Below are 19,581 nucleotides of genomic sequence, written 5' to 3' on the forward strand. Positions count from 1 at the left end.
AAAAAGCTCTTAATCTAACACTTGATCATATGAAGTGTTAGGTTAAAAGCTAACTTAGAATATATATTAAGCAAGACCAATTTCTTGTTTAAATGATTTCATAAATGAACGACTAACTTGAAATTTAACATTCGTTGTCATTGTCACTTGATACGTATAATTAAACCAGTGTTCGACACTTTCGATATACTGCTTGTTAATAATCGTAGCTCTATGAATTTTTATAAACAACTGCTTAGGTAATTTCTTCTCATAATAATTGAGCGGTTCTGTCGTTTCATATGTTTTTTTTAAAGTCGTAATAGTCGAAATTCCATTGTTCACAGAAATTGCAACAATATCGTCTAAATTGATGACATAAATACGCTCATCCACTTCGATAGGAAGTACACTTTGATGATTAGTATAAGAAGAAGTATTCGTTTGTGATTGTGGAGAGTGGATAGGGTCTGACAATGTTTGAATCTGTTGTTTAGCGTTTAATAATCGTTTTACTTTTTGAACTGCTTGTTCAATTCGTTCTAATTCAAAAGGTTTTAATATATAATCAACTGCATCTAATTCAAATGCTTTTACTGCAAACGTATCATGTGCCGTAGCAAAAATGATATAAGGGGGTTGTTTCATTTTTCGAATTTTATGAGCTAAATCAATCCCATTTTCATCCATTAAATTAATATCTAAAAACACTAAATCATAGGTGTGACAGAGCAGTTTTTCTAAAGTGTCTTCAATATTTTCAGCTTCATCGATTATTTCGAAATCAGATATTTCATTTAATAAGTAATGTAATTCATTACGTGCTAATGGCTCATCGTCAACAATAAGTGTCCTCATTTAACGTTCCTCCTTGATTAAATGATATGGAATCATACAGGATACTGTTGTTCCGTGCTTAGATGTATCAAAGTGTAATTTTACATTAGAACCATATAAACCAGTGAGACGGCGATTTAAGTTTTCTAGTGCACTACCAGTTCCAGTTTCTGAAGCCACACTGATTTGTCCAAGTGAGGGTAATTTTTCAGGCGCTATACCATGTCCATTATCACTAACTGATAGTTTTAATGAGGCTTCTTTGTATTGAACGTCTACACAAACAATGTTATCTTTTCGTCGATGTTTGAATGCGTGTTTAATTGCATTTTCCACCAAAATTTGAATGATGAATGGTGGAATTAATACTTGTTTATAGGCATCATCAATATGATATTTAATTGTAAATCGATCTGGAAAACGTGCTTGCTCTAATGATAAATATGCTTTGACTTGTTGTAATTCTTTTTCTAAAGTAATCGTGCTATTACGCGCACCTTGTAAGTTTGATCTGAAAAATTGACTCAATTGCAAAAGTAACTTGCGTGCTTTTTCACTGTCAATACGTACAAGTGCTGAAATGGTGTTAATCGCATTAAAGAAAAAGTGTGGATTAACTTGAGCTTGTAGAGACTTAATTTCAGCATCTCGTAATAATTTACTTTGCGTTTCGGCCAGTCCCAGTTCTAATTGACTTGAAAAAATATCTGCTAAACCCCGAGCAAGTTGTTTAGTTGATGTCGTAATATGATTATAGTCTGTAAAATAAAATTTTAAAGTACCTGCGACGTTTCCATTCGTCATTAAGGGCACAACGATAGCTTCTCGAAGTGGACAATTCGGATTATTACATCCAATGTCCTCTTTTGAATTGGCTTCTTTTAATTGGCCTGTACGTATGACTTCTTTAGATAAATTAGTAATGATTTCTTTTTTAGCGACATGATGATCACTACCCGCGCCTACGTGTGTTAAAATATCGGTTTTATTAGTAATTGCCACAGCAGATACTTTCATTAGCCTCAGTATAATTTCAGCTACAGGACGAGCAGATTTTTCATTTAATCCTGAACGAAAATAAGGTAGTGTTTTGTTTGCTAATTCAAGGACGTCATGAGTTTGAATTGCACGTGTTTGCTCTTCTTGTTTTAAAGTAGACAGAATAATAGATAAAAATAACGCAGTTCCAATACTATTAATTAATATCATCGGTAAAGCAATAAATTTTACCAATGCCCAAGCATTAGAAACATCATCAGCAAAAATTAAAATACAAGCCATCTGAATACTTTCGTTTATTAATCCAATCATGGCACCTATTAAAACAGTTGGATAGCGATTATGTCTCATGGTGCGATATCCATAAAATCCAGAAATTAATGCAATGATGACTGATGAAAATAGGTAAATATAAGCATTTGCGCCACCAATGAGGATTCGTGATAAGCCCGAGATAATACCAACGATAATCGCTACAAAAGGACCACCAATTAAACCAGACATTCCAATCGTTAATACCCGTGTATTCGCAAGTGACGTTTCATTATTTAGATGATAGTAAATATTACTAGAAATAATTTTGCCATGCTCAATTTCAATTCCAGTAAAGTTAGAAATAATTGCGAATAATGAAAATAAGATGGTGAGTTCTATTTGAGCACGTAATTTTTCACGTGCACTCATAATCGTCTTGAAGTGATTAATATTCATTAAAATGTAAGCAATAATAATAATTAAGCCTACACGTTCAAGTAATAAAATAAATAAATTAAACATTTTTGCACCTATTAAGTATATTAATAAAATTCAAAATTTTTACTACACTTTTTATTATAGTATGGAAAATTTAAAGTTGATAGTTTAAAATGTTCACTTATAAATACTTAGCACTTAATTTATATTAAATGATAATTTATTTTGGAAAATAATATTTAAAAAGAAAAAAAGATTTTTATATCCCATTATAGTAAGCTATGATAAAATTTTAATGTAGTTTAAAATTATATAGTTTTTGGGCAAGGTAGGAGGAATTTTTTTATAATGGAGTCTTCAAAAGAATTTAAGGGAGATAATCGGTTACTCGTTGGAATTATTATTAGTGTATTAACATTTTGGTTGTTTGCGCAATCGTTACTTAATATTGTGCCAACACTACAATCATCATTTAATACCGATTTGGGTACCATTAATATTGCAGTGAGCTTATCTGCCTTATTTTCTGGTTTGTTTATTGTAGGTGCTGGAGATGTTGCTGATAAATTTGGTCGCGTCAAAATGACTTATTTGGGACTAGGCTTAAATATCATTGGTTCATTATTATTGATTATTACACCAGTTCCATGGTTATTACTGATTGGACGTGCTTTGCAAGGTTTATCAGGTGCATTCATTATGCCATCAACTCTTGCGATAATTAATGAATATTACATAGGAAAAGAAAGACAACGTGCATTAAGTTTTTGGTCTATTGGCTCATGGGGCGGAAGTGGAATATGTTCATTGTTCGGTGGATTTATCGCTTCAACAATAGGATGGCAATGGATTTTTATTATTTCTATTGCTTTGTCAATACTTTCATTTTTCTTAATTAAACACACGCCAGAAACAAAAAATGAACCAGATACGGATACAGACAATAGCGGTTCAAAATTTGATTTTATAGGTTTGATTTTATTAGTTATTACATTATTAAGTGTCAATGTGATGGTAACACAAGCTTCTGATCGTGGATTATTATCACCTGTCATTCTATCGTTATTTGGAATATTTTTAATTGCTGGTATATTCTTTGTTCTTCGTGAATTTAAAACTGAGAACCCACTTGTTGATTTTAGTTTATTTAAGAATAAAGGATATAGTGGTGCTACACTTTCAAACTTCATGCTAAATGGAGTAGCAGGTGGTACGCTTATCGTAGTAAATACATATTACCAAAGTCATTTAGGTTTCACTTCATTACAAGCAGGTTTAATCTCTATCACTTATTTAGTAGCAGTGCTTGTAATGATTCGTGTAGGTGAAAAACTATTACAAAAATTAGGTGCTAAAAAGCCATTGCTTATAGGTAGTGGATTTACATTTTTAGGGTTACTACTTTTATCCCTCACCTTCTTACCTAATTTGTTTTATATTATTTCAAGTATTATTGGTTACCTACTATTTGGTATTGGGCTTGGTATGTATGCCACACCATCTACAGATACAGCAGTTGATCAAGCGCCAGATGATAAAGTGGGTGTTGCCTCTGGATTGTATAAAATGGCTTCATCACTAGGAAATGCATTTGGTGTAGCTTTATCAAGTACGATTTATGGTGTTTGTGCAGCGAAAATGAATTTAGAACTTGGTGGTTTAGCGGGCGTACTCTTTAATGCCATCATCGTTTTAACTGCTTTCTTTGTCATTTTCTTCTTAATTCCAAATAAAGCTAAACGTGCTTAATTAAAACTGGATATTAATAAAATTTAAATCTGAGGTGCGAATAGAGTACCTCAGATTTTTTATATTGAATAAAAGAATAAATGTAAACATAATAATGAGTACTTATACAGGGGGATAATGACTTCTACGTCAATTATTGAAAAATAAAAAAAGTTCTAAATTTATCAAATTATTTAGAATATTCTGTTTATATTATTGACGATACTTTATTAAAGTAGTATTTTAAAAATAATATTAAAAGAAGGAGTCGAATATTATGAAAATAGCAATTGCTGGTTCAGGAGCGTTGGGAAGTGGTTTCGGTGCAATGTTATATCGCCAAGGTAATGATGTGACACTCATTGATGGTTGGGAGCCACAAGCAACAGCTGTAAAACATGAAGGTTTACATATTGATATAAATGGAGAAGACTATCATTTAAATATTCCTATGTATCAAGATACAAAAATACCAAGTGATCTTCAATTTGATATTGTATTTTTATTTACAAAAGCTATGCAACTTGAGAGCATGCTAACACATATCCAGCCACATATTCATGATACAACAATTATGGTTTGTACAATGAATGGTCTAAAACATGAAGAACGTATTGTAAATTATGTAGATAAATCACGTATTGTTCGTGGTGTAACTACGTGGACGGCCGGCTTAGAATCACCTGGACATACTCATTTAATGGGTAGTGGTCCAGTAGAGATAGGTTCTCTTGTGCCAGAGGGACAGAATAATGTTGAAGTGATATATAATCTATTAGAACAAGCGAAGCTCAATCCACATAAAAGTGAAGACTTGCAACAATCTATTTGGAAGAAGATTTGTGTAAATGGGACAGCAAATGCGCTATGTACAATTTTAGAATGTCGTTTATCAACATTAAATGAAAGTGAATATGCAAGAAAACTTGTATATGACATTACTAAAGAGATAGTAGAAGTTGCTACTGTTGATGGTGTACATTTAAATGCAGATGAAGTCTATCACTATCTTGTCGATTTAAATGATAAAGTAGGTCCACATTTCCCATCAATGTATCAAGATTTGATTAATAATAATCGACGTACTGAAATTGATTACATTAACGGAGCAGTGGCTCGCTTAGGTTCAGAACATCATATCGATGCGCCAATTAATCAATTTGTAGCGAACATGGTACATGCCAAAGAAGAGCAACGTCAAGCTAAGTAAATAGAATGCAAAAGTGAGTTAAAAGTGATTAACTCACTTTTTAATTTGTAATCATTAAGGGTAAATATAATATATAGTGAGATAAGGAGTTGTGAAATTAATGAAACAATCAACGAAAAGAGTTATCATGACGGGTGTTATTGGCGGATTATTAAGTGGTGCAGTTAAAATGGGATGGGAAGCACTCATCCCTCCAAGAACGCCACAACGTGAAGAAGAACCACCACCAATGACATTACTGCATAAATTGAATTTACCTGACAATGTTAAACATGCTACGTACCGTTATAACGAGAACGATATACCTATAACTGTCATGGGTATTCATTATGGCTTTTCAATTGCAAATGCTATGGTATATGGATTACTTGCTGAAAAGTGTCCAAAAGTGGCGACATTAAGAGGTACATTCTTCGGTATTTTGATTCATATTGCTTTTCATGAATATATACTGCCTAAATTAAATCTAACACCACAAGTTAAAGATTTACCTAAAGAAGAACGCATTTCAGAATTATTAGGTCATATTGTTTGGATGAATACGATTGATTTAATACGAAATAGTCATCGATAAATAAAAAAGGAAGCGCGTGATAGTCACGCGCTTCCTTTTTGATATAATTGATCTTATCAATGGTTAGAAGTGCTTGAGGATGTTTCTGAAGTAGTTTGACGCTTTGTTTCTATGCGTTGTCTTAATTTTTCTCCCTCAATTTTACCCACTTTCGCATAATGGCTATGAGCAAAATGCATTTGAATAATTAAAAACGTTGCACTTATAGCCCAATATACACTTAACGCTGATGCTGAATGTAATGATGCATAAGTAATAAATAAAGGGGATAAGACCATCATGACATAATAAGATCGACGTTCATTTTTAGGATAATGAATTGAGTTGACAAGAGGTTGTATAAAATACATCACAGCTGCAATGATGGTCATGATTATGTCAGTATGCATTAAATTAAACCATAAAAAATGAGGATGCTGAGTAATACCACCACTTGTTGGATATTTAATTGATGTGTATAATCCGAGAAGAATTGGAATTTGAATTAAAATTGGAAATGTGCCAATTAAATTTTTAAAAGGATTGATTCCATACTCATTATATTTTTTCATTAATAATTTATTTGCTGCACGTCGTTCTTCAGGCGATTGAGCTTCTTTAATTTTTTCTTGGATTTTATTAATTTCTGGTTTTACGACATCTGTTTTGCCACGAATAACATGAATATTTTTTACTTGAATACACATGAGTGGCATCAGTATTAAACGCAATATAAATACAATGACGATAATAGCTAAACCATAGTTTTCATTGAATGTATGTCCTAAGAAATGAAGTAAAGCATCCATCGGTTTTACAAATATAGTATAAAATAGGCCGTGTTGTTCTTCTTTATGAGAATAGTCACAACCTGCAAGCATTATTAAGGCCATCGGTAATAAGAACCATTTCTTTTTCATATTTAAACTCCTATACACTGGTCTTTAATAATCTTAGTCTTAGTGATATAAGCTTAACATAATAATGAAGAAAAGAAGAAATACATGTTTTAATAGATTATATTGGTCGTTTGGATCGCGTTATGATGTTTAGGATAAAATAACTCCATAGACTTGTCAGTAATAAGACGAAGCTAAATAATGTTATTTTCGCTTGTAATGGTAACCATGACATCATAAAACGCCAATCAGAATTTGATAATAAGAGTGTTGGAAGTAAGTGGAGAATCGCTAAAATAAGTGTAAAAGTTAACAGCATCATACTTATTTTGATGAGTAATCCACGAGACATCGTTTTAAAATGAATAGACTTAAATTTAAAAATTAAACGATAGATTATTAGAAAAACACTTGCTACAGCTATTAGCAAAATAATAGTGATGATGATAAATAGGATATTCCACTGATTAATAAGATATTGTAACGTTTTAATATGTTGACCATTACTCATTTGTGTATTGAGATGCTGTGCAAGTTCGGCTACATTTTTTGAATAGCTATTAGCAAGGACTACAATGCCATAATCTTTTTTTGGATTTAAAATAATATATGAAGAATAGTTTTCAAGTGTGCCAGGATGATATACAATTGTTTCTGAATGATTATCATCAATAAACCAACCTGTTGCATAGTGAACGTCTTGAGAATTATCTATTGCTTTAACTTTAGGTTGATGTGTTAGTTGAACTAATGATGCTACCTTTTTTGGCGGATTAAGTTGAAACTTCAACCAAGAGGCTAAATCTTTCGTGTTCGTCATCATATAGGCAGCTGGATTATCTCCTAAATTAAATTCAGGACTATCAGCATAAGCTTTTCCTTTTTTGATTACATACCCTTGAGCATCATTGTTCTTTTTCATATTACTTTCCTTTACAGTTGATTGTGTCATATGTAATGGAGTGAAAAGATGTGTGTTTAAGTAAGTCGCATATGATTGATGTGAAGCCTTTTGAACAATCAAACCTAAAATATCATAATTCATATTGGAATATTCAAATTGCTTGCCAGGTTTAGCATCTAAGTTACGTCCTTTGATACTATGAACAAGGCCTTCTAGACTGTTTGTGTCTTTTGTGATTTTGTCATCATTTGTGATGTCTCCTGAAATACCACTTGTTTGAGCAATCAATTGATCTACTGTGATATCTACTTTTTTATGATTATATTTCATATAGAAACCTGGAATATAATGACTGACTTTATCATTGAGATTGATTTTATGTGCCTCAACAAGTTGCATTATTGCATAACCCGTAAATGCTTTGGTATTTGAAGCAATTTCAAAACGCGTATTTGGTGTGACTTTGGATTTCTTTTTAATATTTGAAAAACCATAGCCTTTATTAAGAATCGTCTTATTATTTTTTACAATAAGAATGGACATTCCTGGAATATGATCGTCTTTCATTTTATTAACAATCATGTTATCGATATAACTTTGTGACGATGGACTAAACATTGAATAACTAGGTTTTAATTTAATAGCTATGGAAAGAATAATGATTCCTACTAATAAAATCATCCCAAGCATGATAAAATTTTTTCTCATTTTCCCTTACTTCCTTACTTAATACTCCTTAAAATTAAACCTCTAAAAATAGTATAGCAAGTTTAAACTTAAACCGCTCTATACAAATATTAAATACTGTTGATACCTCTTTATAACTAGTAAAAAAAGATATACTCTAAAAATATAATTGTAAAAAGTTACTTAAAATGTAATTTATACTATATTATTTCCACGTAAATGTATACTTTTTCACTAAATAGGAGTATATTTTATCCATTAAAAATGAATATAAAAAGAGGTAAGGATGGATTATGTTCACTCAATTTAAAAGACTTATTATTGGTAAGCCAAAAAAAAATAGAGACTTAAAAAATGAAAAAATAAGTAACTTTAAGGCTTTAGCAATTTTATCTTCTGACGCATTATCTTCAGTAGCTTATGGTCCAGAACAGATTTTAATTACTTTATCTATGGTTGGCGCTATTGCATCTTGGTATACATTACCTATTGCGGCTGCTGTTTTAGTGCTACTTGCAGCATTGATTCTATCATATCGTCAAATTATATATGCTTATCCTAAAGGCGGAGGAGCGTATATGGTTTCTAAAACAAATTTAGGAGAAAAATGGGGATTGCTTGCAGGTGGCTCTTTATTAGTAGACTATATTTTAACCGTCGCAGTAAGCATTTCATCAGGTGCGGATGCTTTTGTTGCAGCATTTCCAGGGTTATATCACTATAAAGTATTCATTGCATGTTTATTGGTACTATTTATTCTAATAATGAATTTACGTGGTTTAACAGAGTCAGCAACTGTGCTCTCTTATCCAGTTTATTTATTTATAATTGGATTAATAGTCATGATTGTTATTGGAACATGGCAAGTGGCAACCGGACAAGCAGAACCTCATATGCAGGCGACAGTAGGAACCGCAGTGCCAGGTGTCACATTATTTTTATTACTTAAAGCATTTTCTTCAGGTGCATCATCTCTAACAGGTGTAGAAGCCATTTCGAATGCAGTAACAAACTTTAAAGATCCTGGATCTAAAAATGCAGTTAAAACGTTAATTACTATGGGAATGATATTAGCTTTCTTACTTGTAGGTATTGTGGGATTAGCATATTGGTATGGTATTATGCCACAGACTGAAACAACTGTATTATCTCAACTTGCAATGAATATTTTAGGGCATAATGTAGGATATTATTTTGTACAAGTAACGACTGTCATGATTCTTGTCCTTGCAGCTAATACTGGATTCACAGCTTTTCCAATGTTAGCTGCAAGTATGTCAAAAGATAAATATATGCCACGTATGTTTAACGTAAGAGGAGACCGTTTAGGTTATTCAAATTCAATTATTACATTAGGCATTTGTGCAATGTTGCTTATTATCTTTTTCCATGGTAAAACTGAAAATCTTATTCCTTTATATGCAGTAGGTGTGTTTATTCCATTTACACTAGCTCAATATGGAATGGTTTTAAAATGGATTCGTGGTCGTGAAAAAGGATGGTCTACTAAACTTATTGCAAATGCTATAGGGGGTACTATTACTTTTATCGTATTTATGATTTTCTTAATTACGAAATTTAACCAAGTATGGCCAATCTTAATTTTTTTACCGATTGTTGTATATATATTTACGCGTATTAATAGACATTACAAGGATATTGCTGAGCAACTTAGCACAACTAAAATTGTTCAAGATATGCCAGTGGTCGATAAAAATCTAGCGATTGTACCCGTTAATACGATCACTACAGCATTAAATAAATCTATTTATTATGCACATATGATTGCAGATGATGTGATTGCTGTACATGTATCTTTCGGAGATCAAACTGATAATTTATTTATTGAAAAATGGAATAAACAATATCCAGATATTAGACTAGTGACGTTACACTCAGAATATCGCAGTGTCATTCGTCCGATTTCTCGATTTATCGATAAAATTAATAAAAAAGCGAATGATCAAAACTATGTCATCACAGTGGTTGTCACTGAATTTATTCCTAAAAAACCATGGCATAACTTTTTACACAATCAAACGAGTTTGCGATTAAAAATGCATTTATTCTATCAAAAAAATGTTATTTTAGCGACGGTTCCTTATAAATTACAAAAGTAGAAGAAAATAAAAAGAACTCGAGAGATACAGGTCTCTTGAGTTCTTTCTATATATTAATGATTTAATTCCTTGGCAAGTACAATTTCATTATAGTTAATATTTTCACGTAATTGTGCGGCAATTTCATTTGTAACTTTATTTCTAGAAATCAATTCATCTAAAATTTGACGTTGAGTATACAATGCATCTAATTTGGCATCATATTGTTGTTGAGTATTTAATTCATACATGAATTTATTTTCCTCACTTTGACGTTTTCGATTATGATGTTGTCTTAACTTACGTGATAATGCATAATATTGGTTGATAATTAAACTGACTTCGAGAACATTTGTGCTATTTTGTTCTTCTTGAAGTCTTAAAGTCACCTGACGATTAACAATACGTATGATGTGTTGTACTTTTTTAAAGTTATGTCTTAATTCTTTTCTGTCAGTATAGCGTTGTTGTTCAAATGATGATTGATTCACACTTTTACGTGAATCTTTTCGCGCTTTAAATCTAAGTATGATTAACTTACTAAAACGATTCAATTTCTCAATAAAAGACATTTCTCTAAATGATTGTGTTAATTCCATTACTTTGCGATAATCACTTAAATCTTTTTTAGTAATACGCTCCTGTTTAATTAACTGTTGAAGCGTCTCAGTTTCAACATCTTCTGCAATGTCTCTTAATCGATGTAATTCTTTCGTATTTTTATCATCACTTTCCATGTCGATTAAAAATGATAATTCATTAAAATATTGATTCAGAATAGGTCGATAATCAATATCTTTGTGTGTATCTGCTTTTTCTTTTAATGTGCGAATAACATGTTGAATCATGAAAATTTTAGCTGATTGATAACTCATACCTTTGAAGTGTGATTGTTGTTCGGATGGCGTAATGAATGGAAGGATCATTTGTGCAAAAATTAAACTGATAAGTACCATCATTGAAGCAATAAAGAGTAAATCATTTCTATGATCAAAGTTCTGATTGCCGTTAATAATGAATGGTAATGTTAATGCCATTGACAATGAAATCGTTCCATGAATGCCACACAAAGTCATAATAAATGCATAACGACTCCGTTTTGGTGGTTGTGTTTCTTCTTCGTCATCGAGATATGCTTCAACATTTTTCGGATAGTAAAAATCTTTGAACAAAACATAGACCCAAATAAATCTAAAGATATAGATGGCAAATGCTATAAGGAATGCTACCACAATTAGAAAAACTAAATTTTGTGGTTCATTACGTACAATTTCCAAAATAACTTCTGGCACAATATATCCTAAAACGACGAAGACAAAGCCATTTAATGCATAACTTAATGTATTCCAAATTTGATTATAGTTCATTTGTAATTCAGTTTGGGCGCGAATGAGACGATCTCGTTCTAAACCATGAATCAACCCAGCTACCACAACTGCAATAATCCCAGAAGCATGAACTTCTTCAGCAATAAAATAAATGACAAAAGGAGTAAGTAATTGGATGAAAGTCAATGTATTACTATCTTTTAAACCTTTATTAGAAGTGAGGTAAACACGTAAACTGACGACTAAAGCGCCAATTATTGCACCTACTAAAATACCAAGAAATGTTGAGAGTAGAAATTGACCAATTGCATTTATAGCTGAAAAACTACCTGTCACCAGAGCAGTCACTGCAATTTTAAAAGAAATAATACCTGCAGCATCATTTAATAGAGACTCTCCTTCTAAAATTGCCATAGACCCCTTGGGTAATACTTTACCTTTAGTAATGGCTGATACAGCAACTGCATCTGTCGGACATAAAATAGCTGCAATAGCAAAAGCAGCTGGCATCGGTAAATTAGGCCAAATCCAATGAATGAAAAAGCCAACTCCAATCACAGTTGTAAATACTAATCCCATGGCCATAAGCACGACAGGTTTTCGGTATTCTAAAAGCTTTTCTCTAGAAACATGTGTCCCTTCCACAAATAAGAGTGGGGCAATGACAGCCATCATAAAAACTTCTGGTTCAAATTTAAAATGTAGTGGAATGGGGAAGATGAATAGCGCTACACCTAAGGCAATTTGAATGAAAGCTGTTGGAATGTTGGGGAAGCGATGATAAATAATAGAACTAATGATAACGGCAAGTATAAATAATAAAAAAGCTTCTAACAATTCCATATGTATTATGACTCCTTTCTTTTTTAAATACTTAATATTTTATCATGATTAAAAAAATAATGAGATATTTTAGTATATGTCATTCTTAAGACATAGAAAAGCGAAACTGAATTCAGTTCCGCTTAATAAAATATCTAATGATTGATTGATTCTCGAGGTTGCTGACGTGTTTTTTCAGCTAAATATTCAGCATTTTTCTTATACTTTTTATAGAACAAGAATAAGAATATAAACCAAACTGGTGAAATAAATATGGCTACTCTCGTATCAGCACTAAAGAACAATAACACAAATACAAACAAGAAAAATGCAAGAATAACATAAGCCAGTGCTTTACCGCCTAGAAGTTTAAATTTATTGTGTTTATGTTCTTCAGGATTTTTTCGTACATATATAATGTAAGAAATAATAATCATTGCCCAAACAACTATAAATAATACAGTTGAGAGTGTAGTGACATAAATAAATAATTGAATTGCATCTGGAAAGATAAAATTTAATAATGCGGCTAAAAGTAATGTCCCAGAAGATACAAGCATTGATAAGTAAGGCACACTATGATGATTTGTCTTACTTAACATTTTGGGTCCTAGTCCTTGTTTAGATAATCCAAATAAAATACGACTATTTGAATAAATACCACTGTTCGTTGCAGAAGCGGCTGCTGTTAATACGACAAAGTTAACAAGTCCTGCTGCAAAAGGTAAGCCAATCATACTAAATAACATTACAAATGGACTTGCATCAGGGTTAATCTTATTCCAAGGAATCACTGACATGATCACAAGTAAGCTTCCCACATAGAATAATAAAATTCTAACAGGTACATTATTAATTGCTTTTGGAATCACTGTGCGAGGATCCTTAGTTTCTCCAGCTGTAACACCTATTAGTTCAATACCGATAAATGAGTAGACAGCAATTTGGAATGACATTAAAAATCCAGCTGGTCCATTTGGAAAAATACCACCATGATTTACAAGATTACTAAAAGACGCATGTCCATATGACGTTTTAAATGAAAAGAAAATCATAACTAAGCCAACGATAATCATAGCAATAATAGTAATAATTTTTATAATAGAGAACCAAAATTCTAACTCTCCAAATAATTTTGCACCAAGCATATTAAATGAAATAAGTAAGAGTACGATAAATAATACAGTTAGCCAGTGAGGAACGTTTGGAAACCAAAAACTAAAATATTGTCCCATTGCCGTTAAATCAGACATACTTGAAACAATCCAAGATAACCAATATGTCCAACCAATGACAAAACCACCGAATGGTCCCAAATATTCGTTGGCAATATCTACAAATGAATTGAAACGTGTATTACTAAGTAATAATTCTCCAAGTGCTCTCATGAAAGCAAATAACACTATACCAATAATTAGATAGGTGATTAGTAGGGATGGCCCTGTTAACGAAATCGTTTGTCCAGAACCTAAAAATAATCCTGTGCCAATAGCACCACCAATTGCAATTAATTGAATGTGTCTATTACTTAATTCTCTTTCTAACTGTCTTGCCATAGACTTCCCCCTCAGAAAGCCACACGATAATTACGTAAGCGCTTTCTTTAAATTTTAAAAACTTGTTTAACAAAGTGGAAAAGAGTGAAGATCAATTTGTAATTAATTAGAATATTCAGATTTTTAAAAGTTTACTTTTTTAAATTTTGTTAAATATGTAACTTTGTTAAAAGTTAATTTTATTATACTCTTAATTTTCAAAAAAACAAATGTGTGTATACAACTATGAAAAACAGAATAATTTATATTTATAATAATCTATAGCATAATAGATAAAATTTAAAAATGTATTAGAGGAGTAGAGGAATGAGAATCGGAGCGATTTCTGATCTACATATAGACAGACATCCTAAACTAAAATCAAATGTATATCTAGAAACATTGATTAAAGTAGTTCAACATAGAGAGATTGACTTACTATTAATTGCAGGAGATATTTCGAATTATTTTAGAGATAGCTATCAATTTATTAAAGATTTAAAAACTGCTTTACATATTCCCATATTATTTGTTCCAGGAAATCATGATTATTGGAAAGCAGAGGATGGAACGACATCTCAAGATATTTATGATTTTTATAGAACAAAGCCAGAGTGTTTGTTGGATCATCCATATGTAATTAATGATAATTGGGCTATTGTAGGCCATACTGCTTGGTATGATTACAGTTACGCTGATAAAAAGTTTGAAGAAACTCGATTAAAAAAAGGGAAATATTATGGGGCCACTTGGCAAGATAAAGTGAAAATCGATTGGGATGAAGATGATACGATTTTATCCAAAAAGGCGGCTAAGCATGTTAAACAAGCATTGGAGCAACTTCAAGATAAACAAATTATTTTAATGACACATATTGTGACACATTCTAAATTTGTAGTACCTACCCCTCATCGTATTTTTGATTTTTTCAATGCATTTATAGGTACATCAGATTTCGACCGATTATATCAACAGTTTCCGATTAAATACAGTATTATGGGGCATGTTCATTTTCGTAAATCTTTAGTAGAAAATAATATAACCTTTTTATGTCCTTGTTTAGGTTATAAAAGAGAATGGCGAACAGCAGATATATATTCAGAAATGAATCATGCATTAATAGACTTTGTAATAGAATAAAAAAGAGCAAGAAACGACGTTCAGAAGACAGTCGCTTTTTGCTCTTTTAATTTATGGTTTTACATAGATACATTTTTTACCAGGGGCGTTAAAGCTACGCTCCATGAATTCTTTTTTAATTTTTATAATCTGGAAGCGATTAGGTACTAATGCAGGCACAATTATTTTTCTTAAAAAGTGACTCCATAAAGGATCAATATAATAGTAATGTGTGTCGTCATATCCAATAAGTAATGTAACGTGAATGTTAGACACAAGCTGACGCGTGTGGTTATCAAATTTAAACGTTTTACGTGAAGGTTTTTGACCTAAGCTTGTATGATACATAAGAATCGGTTGTCCTTGATCAATCACAGTTTCTAATTCTTCTAAATTCGTACCAGTGCCATCTACGATACGTGAATCAAATGTTTGTAAATATGGAACATAAGCAGAAGGGAAAATCGTTTGGTGATGACCAAACTTAACAAGTAAATGGTGACCAACATAGCCTTTATAGGGATTATTTGGATGCGTAGGCCAATGTTTCATAATATCAGTAGCTTTAATATTATGATGATTATATTGTAATAACATAGCTGCAGAAACGCCTTCACAACCCATAATCATAGGGATTGGAAAAAGTTGACTTTTAGGCGTAACTGATAATAATTTTTTATTCATTAACGTTCTCCTTTATGTCAGTAAAACATTGTTTTAAAGTAAATTTATTATATACCTTGATTAGAGTAGCGTATAATCATTTGAATTCTTTGTATTAACAAAATGTGGGTCAACATATTTAAGACAATAAGAAGAATGTTGATATAGTAATTGATGTTAAAAATTCAAACCCAAAAGTGATTAAAGATATCATGCTTAAAATGTATCTTATTCATATACTAATTTTTAATATGCAACAGAAAGATTGAACAGTTAATATAAAATAAAATTGGGAGTTATGCATTTAAAAATGAATATATGCAAACTCCCAAGTATTATTTTATTTTGCGGCATGAACAATATCATTTATGTTATGTTTATTGCGTCAAAAATCTTTATTGCACATTATACCGATAGATAACATTAAAGGACCTGCTTTCTTTTGATTCTGTAGATATGGGTTTAGTCCTTAAGATGTCATAGCTTCTTATTTAATCTGATTGTGTTAAAAAAGTAAGTCAATCTTATTTTTCTAGGATGCATGTTATCGTTAATACAAATTAAAATTTATTAAATAATACGTGATTTTCAAGATGTACATGTTCATGTGTTTCACGTTCTAAATGTTCAAGGCGTGTGTAGACTAAACGCCAAGTATTACATGCTTCACTAGGTGGCTGATACTGATTTGTTAAATCGCTCATTTCTTCTAATAGATGTCCAGTTTGAGTATGATCTTCAACTAAACTTTCAATAACCTGATGCGCATTCTTAACTTGTTCACCACGTGCAATTTTAATGAGTAATGGAAAATCATGATTATCTTCTTTATCCATATGTTCAAGCATACCATCACGATACTGGCGATATAACTCTTGTAATTGAAGTAAATATGGATGGTTTGGTCCATGAACTTTTGCAATTTTAGTGACATAAGGTGAAAGGTTTTTAAATTCTTCATGCATTGTTTCATGGTAACGTGATTGAATATATTGAATTAAGGAAGGGACATCTAAATATTTAACGTTGATATTTCCTGTTGAATGTACAGGTAAATGATTAATTTCTTCTATAATTGTATCGACATTTACTTTTTTATTTTTTACTGCATTTTTAATTGAGATATTTCCACCACAACAAAAATCTATTCCGTATTTTCTGAAAACATCCGAACTTAATGGAAAATCAGTAACGACATTAGCAACAATTGAATCTTTAGTGACCATAAATAAATCCTCCTTATTTAACTATAGTTTATTATAGTAAATAATAATCATTTTCAATTAGAGAAGAATAAGTTGTCATGTATTTGTTGAAAAGTCATTACAAATTTGTGAATGTTAAAAAATACTTGAGATATAATAATTGTCTCAAATATTTTTTAACATATTAGCAGTCGATGTTTATATTAAAAATGGATGCTAGATTACGTTTATTAATATAAGAATATATTAGATACGTTGATATTTTTTAAAATATAAAAATTGAAGTAAAACTATGAGAATTGCTGTGATAACAATTACTGTGAGATAAGGCATTACATTATACTGTCCTTTAAGACCAACTAAAGGAGACACTAGACCACCAAGGATAAATTGGAATAAACCCAGTAAACTAGAAGCATTTCCACTTCCACCAGTACGTTCTTCCATAGCCATTGAAAATCCTAAGGGGCCGATTGAAGTGACAGGACAAACATTTAAAAAGAAAGCGACTAATAAGAGCCACAATGGACCTTGTAATATCAAAGTAAATACAACGAGAAGTACACCAATAAGTTGAATGAAAGTCAAATAAATTAAGATTTTAAAACGATGTATACGTTCAACAAGCAAAGCAACGATTTGACTCACAACAATTAAACCAATGCCATTGATTGCAATCATTACGCTAAATTGTTGAGGCGTCATATGGTATATTTTCTGAGTGATAAACGGAGAAGCAGATGAAAAACTAAATAACATAACATAAGTTAATCCTTGCAAAAACATTGGAATAATAAATCTTGGTCGTTTAAGCAAACGCCCAAAGTCAGAAAATATATGTTTAAAATTGGAAGTGACGTCCTCAGAATGATGTGTGGTCGGCATATTGAAAGTAACGCCACCTAACATGATCATGCTAATAGCTGTTAAAATAACAAAGATAATTCTCCATGAGCCAAGAGAAAGCGATAAACCTCCAAGTAAAGGCATTAAAATAGTCACTATACCATTTACAACCATAAGAGAAGCAAGAAATTTAGCTAGAGTATTTCCTTGGTAATAATCTCCTGCGAAAGCTTTAGCGATAACAATAATACCTCCGGCAGTTAATCCTTGTACCAAACGTATCAATAAAAATAGTGGAAATGTTGTAATAAATATCGCACCACATGAAGCTAAAACGAATACACTAAGAATCATTAGTGCAATTTTTTTTCGACCGAATACATCTGATAAAGGTCCGAATATAAACTGTCCAAGCGCTAGGCCAATCATTGCAAAGGATAGGGTGAGTTGTATGCTTGATGTTGATGTATTAAATTGTTGCTGAACTGCTGGTAAAGCGGGTAAATACATATCTATAATCATTGGACCAAATGCTGTCATTGTTCCTAGAACGATGAGTAATAGCATCGGCAATTTAGTATGTGTTGAGTTATGCATAATTGTACTCCTTGAAAAGATTTGCAATGTACATTATATAGGTTTTTGAGAAAATATGTAATTTCAAATATAAAAAGCTCTAAAAAGATTGATTTAATCAATTTTTTTAGAGCTGAAATTTATCACAATACATAAGAATATTAATTATTATTACCAAGAATACTGTTTAGTTTTTTCTTGATATCATCTACTTTATTATTGACATCATCTAATAGCGCATTCACTTTGTTTTCATTTGCGTTGTTTTGTTGTGCATTATTTGCTTCTTTTAATTTATTAACTTGGTCTTGATAAAATTGAGTTAATTTAGAGTCTTCTTTAGTAATCTCATTATTTTTTAATTTATCAATTTGAGATTGAATTTGTCTAAGACGCGATTCAGTGTCTATTTTATCTTTAATATCATTTTTTGCATCTTCAACTTGTTTCTTGATATTATCGCTTTGATTTTGAACTTCTTGTTGATAATTTTTAGATACATCATTTGTTGCATTATACGTATGTTGTTTATTGTCCGATTCCTTTTTATGATCAATATAAGATTTAGTCGCAAAAATGCCAATAATTAAAAGAAGAATTGCAATAATAGCGATTAACCAACGTTTTGATTTTTTGTTTTTTTCATTCTCTTCTTCTAGTAATTGTTCACGTCTAAAGTCACGATCGTTATAGTAACGATTAGCATTTTCATCATAATCGCCCTGATTTTGATGATGATACTCTTGACGAGGTTCATTTCTTCTGTAATTTTCTTCACTTTGACGTCTCTGTTGACGTTGTTGATACTCGCGACTTTTTTGATTACGTTGTTGATATTGATCATCGTATTGATATGAATCTTTGTATTTTTCAGTACGTTTCATAGATTTCACCTCTTT

The 19,581-nt window shown here is 31.3% G+C and carries 15 protein-coding genes; 5 read left to right on the forward strand and 10 right to left on the reverse strand.

The window, feature by feature from the left end:
- Positions 1 to 66: 66 nt before the first annotated feature.
- Together MHI13_RS02265 and MHI13_RS02270 are read right to left on the reverse strand one after the other, a co-directional pair.
- The gene (locus tag MHI13_RS02265; protein WP_017174992.1) at positions 67 to 837 is read right to left on the reverse strand and encodes a response regulator transcription factor LytR; all 771 of its coding nucleotides are present in this window, start codon (positions 835 to 837) and stop codon (positions 67 to 69) included.
- Positions 838 to 2,592, reverse strand: a complete 1,755-nt coding sequence (locus tag MHI13_RS02270; protein WP_070547893.1) for a sensor histidine kinase — start codon at positions 2,590 to 2,592, stop codon at positions 838 to 840.
- Positions 2,593 to 2,856: 264 nt separating this feature from the next.
- Here MHI13_RS02270 and MHI13_RS02275 point away from each other — a divergent pair, with 264 nt between their 5' ends.
- The 3 genes from MHI13_RS02275 to MHI13_RS02285 all read left to right on the forward strand — a co-directional run bounded on the left by MHI13_RS02275 (position 2,857) and on the right by MHI13_RS02285 (position 6,020).
- Positions 2,857 to 4,257, forward strand: coding sequence for an MFS transporter (locus tag MHI13_RS02275; protein ID WP_017174990.1), 1,401 nt, complete (start codon positions 2,857 to 2,859; stop codon positions 4,255 to 4,257).
- A gap of 256 nt (positions 4,258 to 4,513) precedes the next feature.
- Positions 4,514 to 5,446, forward strand: a complete 933-nt coding sequence (locus MHI13_RS02280; protein ID WP_048678842.1) for a 2-dehydropantoate 2-reductase — start codon at positions 4,514 to 4,516, stop codon at positions 5,444 to 5,446.
- 100 nt (positions 5,447 to 5,546) lie between these two features.
- Positions 5,547 to 6,020, forward strand: coding sequence for a DUF1440 domain-containing protein (locus tag MHI13_RS02285; protein WP_017174988.1), 474 nt, complete (start codon positions 5,547 to 5,549; stop codon positions 6,018 to 6,020).
- A gap of 56 nt (positions 6,021 to 6,076) precedes the next feature.
- Here MHI13_RS02285 and yidC read toward each other — a convergent pair whose 3' ends face one another.
- Both yidC and MHI13_RS02295 read right to left on the reverse strand, forming a co-directional pair.
- Positions 6,077 to 6,919 carry a membrane protein insertase YidC gene (yidC, locus tag MHI13_RS02290; protein WP_017174987.1) on the reverse strand — a complete coding sequence of 281 codons (843 nt, stop codon included), beginning with the start codon at positions 6,917 to 6,919 and terminating at the stop codon, positions 6,077 to 6,079.
- A 97-nt stretch (positions 6,920 to 7,016) separates the two neighbouring features.
- Complete coding sequence (locus MHI13_RS02295; RefSeq protein WP_049414010.1) at positions 7,017 to 8,510, reverse strand: serine hydrolase domain-containing protein; 1,494 nt, start codon at positions 8,508 to 8,510, stop codon at positions 7,017 to 7,019.
- A 272-nt stretch (positions 8,511 to 8,782) separates the two neighbouring features.
- Here MHI13_RS02295 and MHI13_RS02300 point away from each other — a divergent pair, with 272 nt between their 5' ends.
- A complete protein-coding gene (locus tag MHI13_RS02300) occupies positions 8,783 to 10,609 on the forward strand; it encodes an APC family permease (protein WP_017174985.1) in 1,827 nt (608 codons plus the stop codon).
- Between the two features lie 53 nt (positions 10,610 to 10,662).
- On the opposite strand, the gene MHI13_RS02305 is transcribed toward MHI13_RS02300, so the two are convergent.
- Together MHI13_RS02305 and MHI13_RS02310 are read right to left on the reverse strand one after the other, a co-directional pair.
- Complete coding sequence (locus tag MHI13_RS02305) at positions 10,663 to 12,759, reverse strand: cation:proton antiporter (RefSeq protein WP_070547895.1); 2,097 nt, start codon at positions 12,757 to 12,759, stop codon at positions 10,663 to 10,665.
- A 134-nt stretch (positions 12,760 to 12,893) separates the two neighbouring features.
- On the reverse strand, positions 12,894 to 14,294 hold the full coding sequence (locus MHI13_RS02310; protein ID WP_070468509.1) for an amino acid permease: 1,401 nt from the start codon (positions 14,292 to 14,294) through the stop codon (positions 12,894 to 12,896).
- Positions 14,295 to 14,600: 306 nt separating this feature from the next.
- Between MHI13_RS02310 and MHI13_RS02315 the strand changes: the two genes are divergently transcribed.
- The gene (locus MHI13_RS02315; RefSeq protein WP_017174982.1) at positions 14,601 to 15,413 is read left to right on the forward strand and encodes a metallophosphoesterase; all 813 of its coding nucleotides are present in this window, start codon (positions 14,601 to 14,603) and stop codon (positions 15,411 to 15,413) included.
- Positions 15,414 to 15,464: 51 nt separating this feature from the next.
- On the opposite strand, the gene MHI13_RS02320 is transcribed toward MHI13_RS02315, so the two are convergent.
- The 4 genes from MHI13_RS02320 to MHI13_RS02335 form a co-directional block, all read right to left on the reverse strand.
- Positions 15,465 to 16,076 (reverse strand): C39 family peptidase, encoded by a 612-nt coding sequence (locus MHI13_RS02320; RefSeq protein ID WP_017174981.1) that lies wholly within the window; start codon positions 16,074 to 16,076, stop codon positions 15,465 to 15,467.
- A 539-nt stretch (positions 16,077 to 16,615) separates the two neighbouring features.
- Positions 16,616 to 17,281, reverse strand: coding sequence for an iron-sulfur cluster repair di-iron protein ScdA (scdA, locus tag MHI13_RS02325; RefSeq protein WP_070436313.1), 666 nt, complete (start codon positions 17,279 to 17,281; stop codon positions 16,616 to 16,618).
- Positions 17,282 to 17,506: 225 nt separating this feature from the next.
- Positions 17,507 to 18,703 carry a multidrug effflux MFS transporter gene (locus MHI13_RS02330; RefSeq protein ID WP_145423080.1) on the reverse strand — a complete coding sequence of 399 codons (1,197 nt, stop codon included), beginning with the start codon at positions 18,701 to 18,703 and terminating at the stop codon, positions 17,507 to 17,509.
- 140 nt (positions 18,704 to 18,843) lie between these two features.
- On the reverse strand, positions 18,844 to 19,566 hold the full coding sequence (locus MHI13_RS02335; protein ID WP_002488783.1) for a hypothetical protein: 723 nt from the start codon (positions 19,564 to 19,566) through the stop codon (positions 18,844 to 18,846).
- Positions 19,567 to 19,581: the final 15 nt, after the last annotated feature.

This window comes from Staphylococcus sp. FSL K6-0223, from assembly GCF_038008285.1.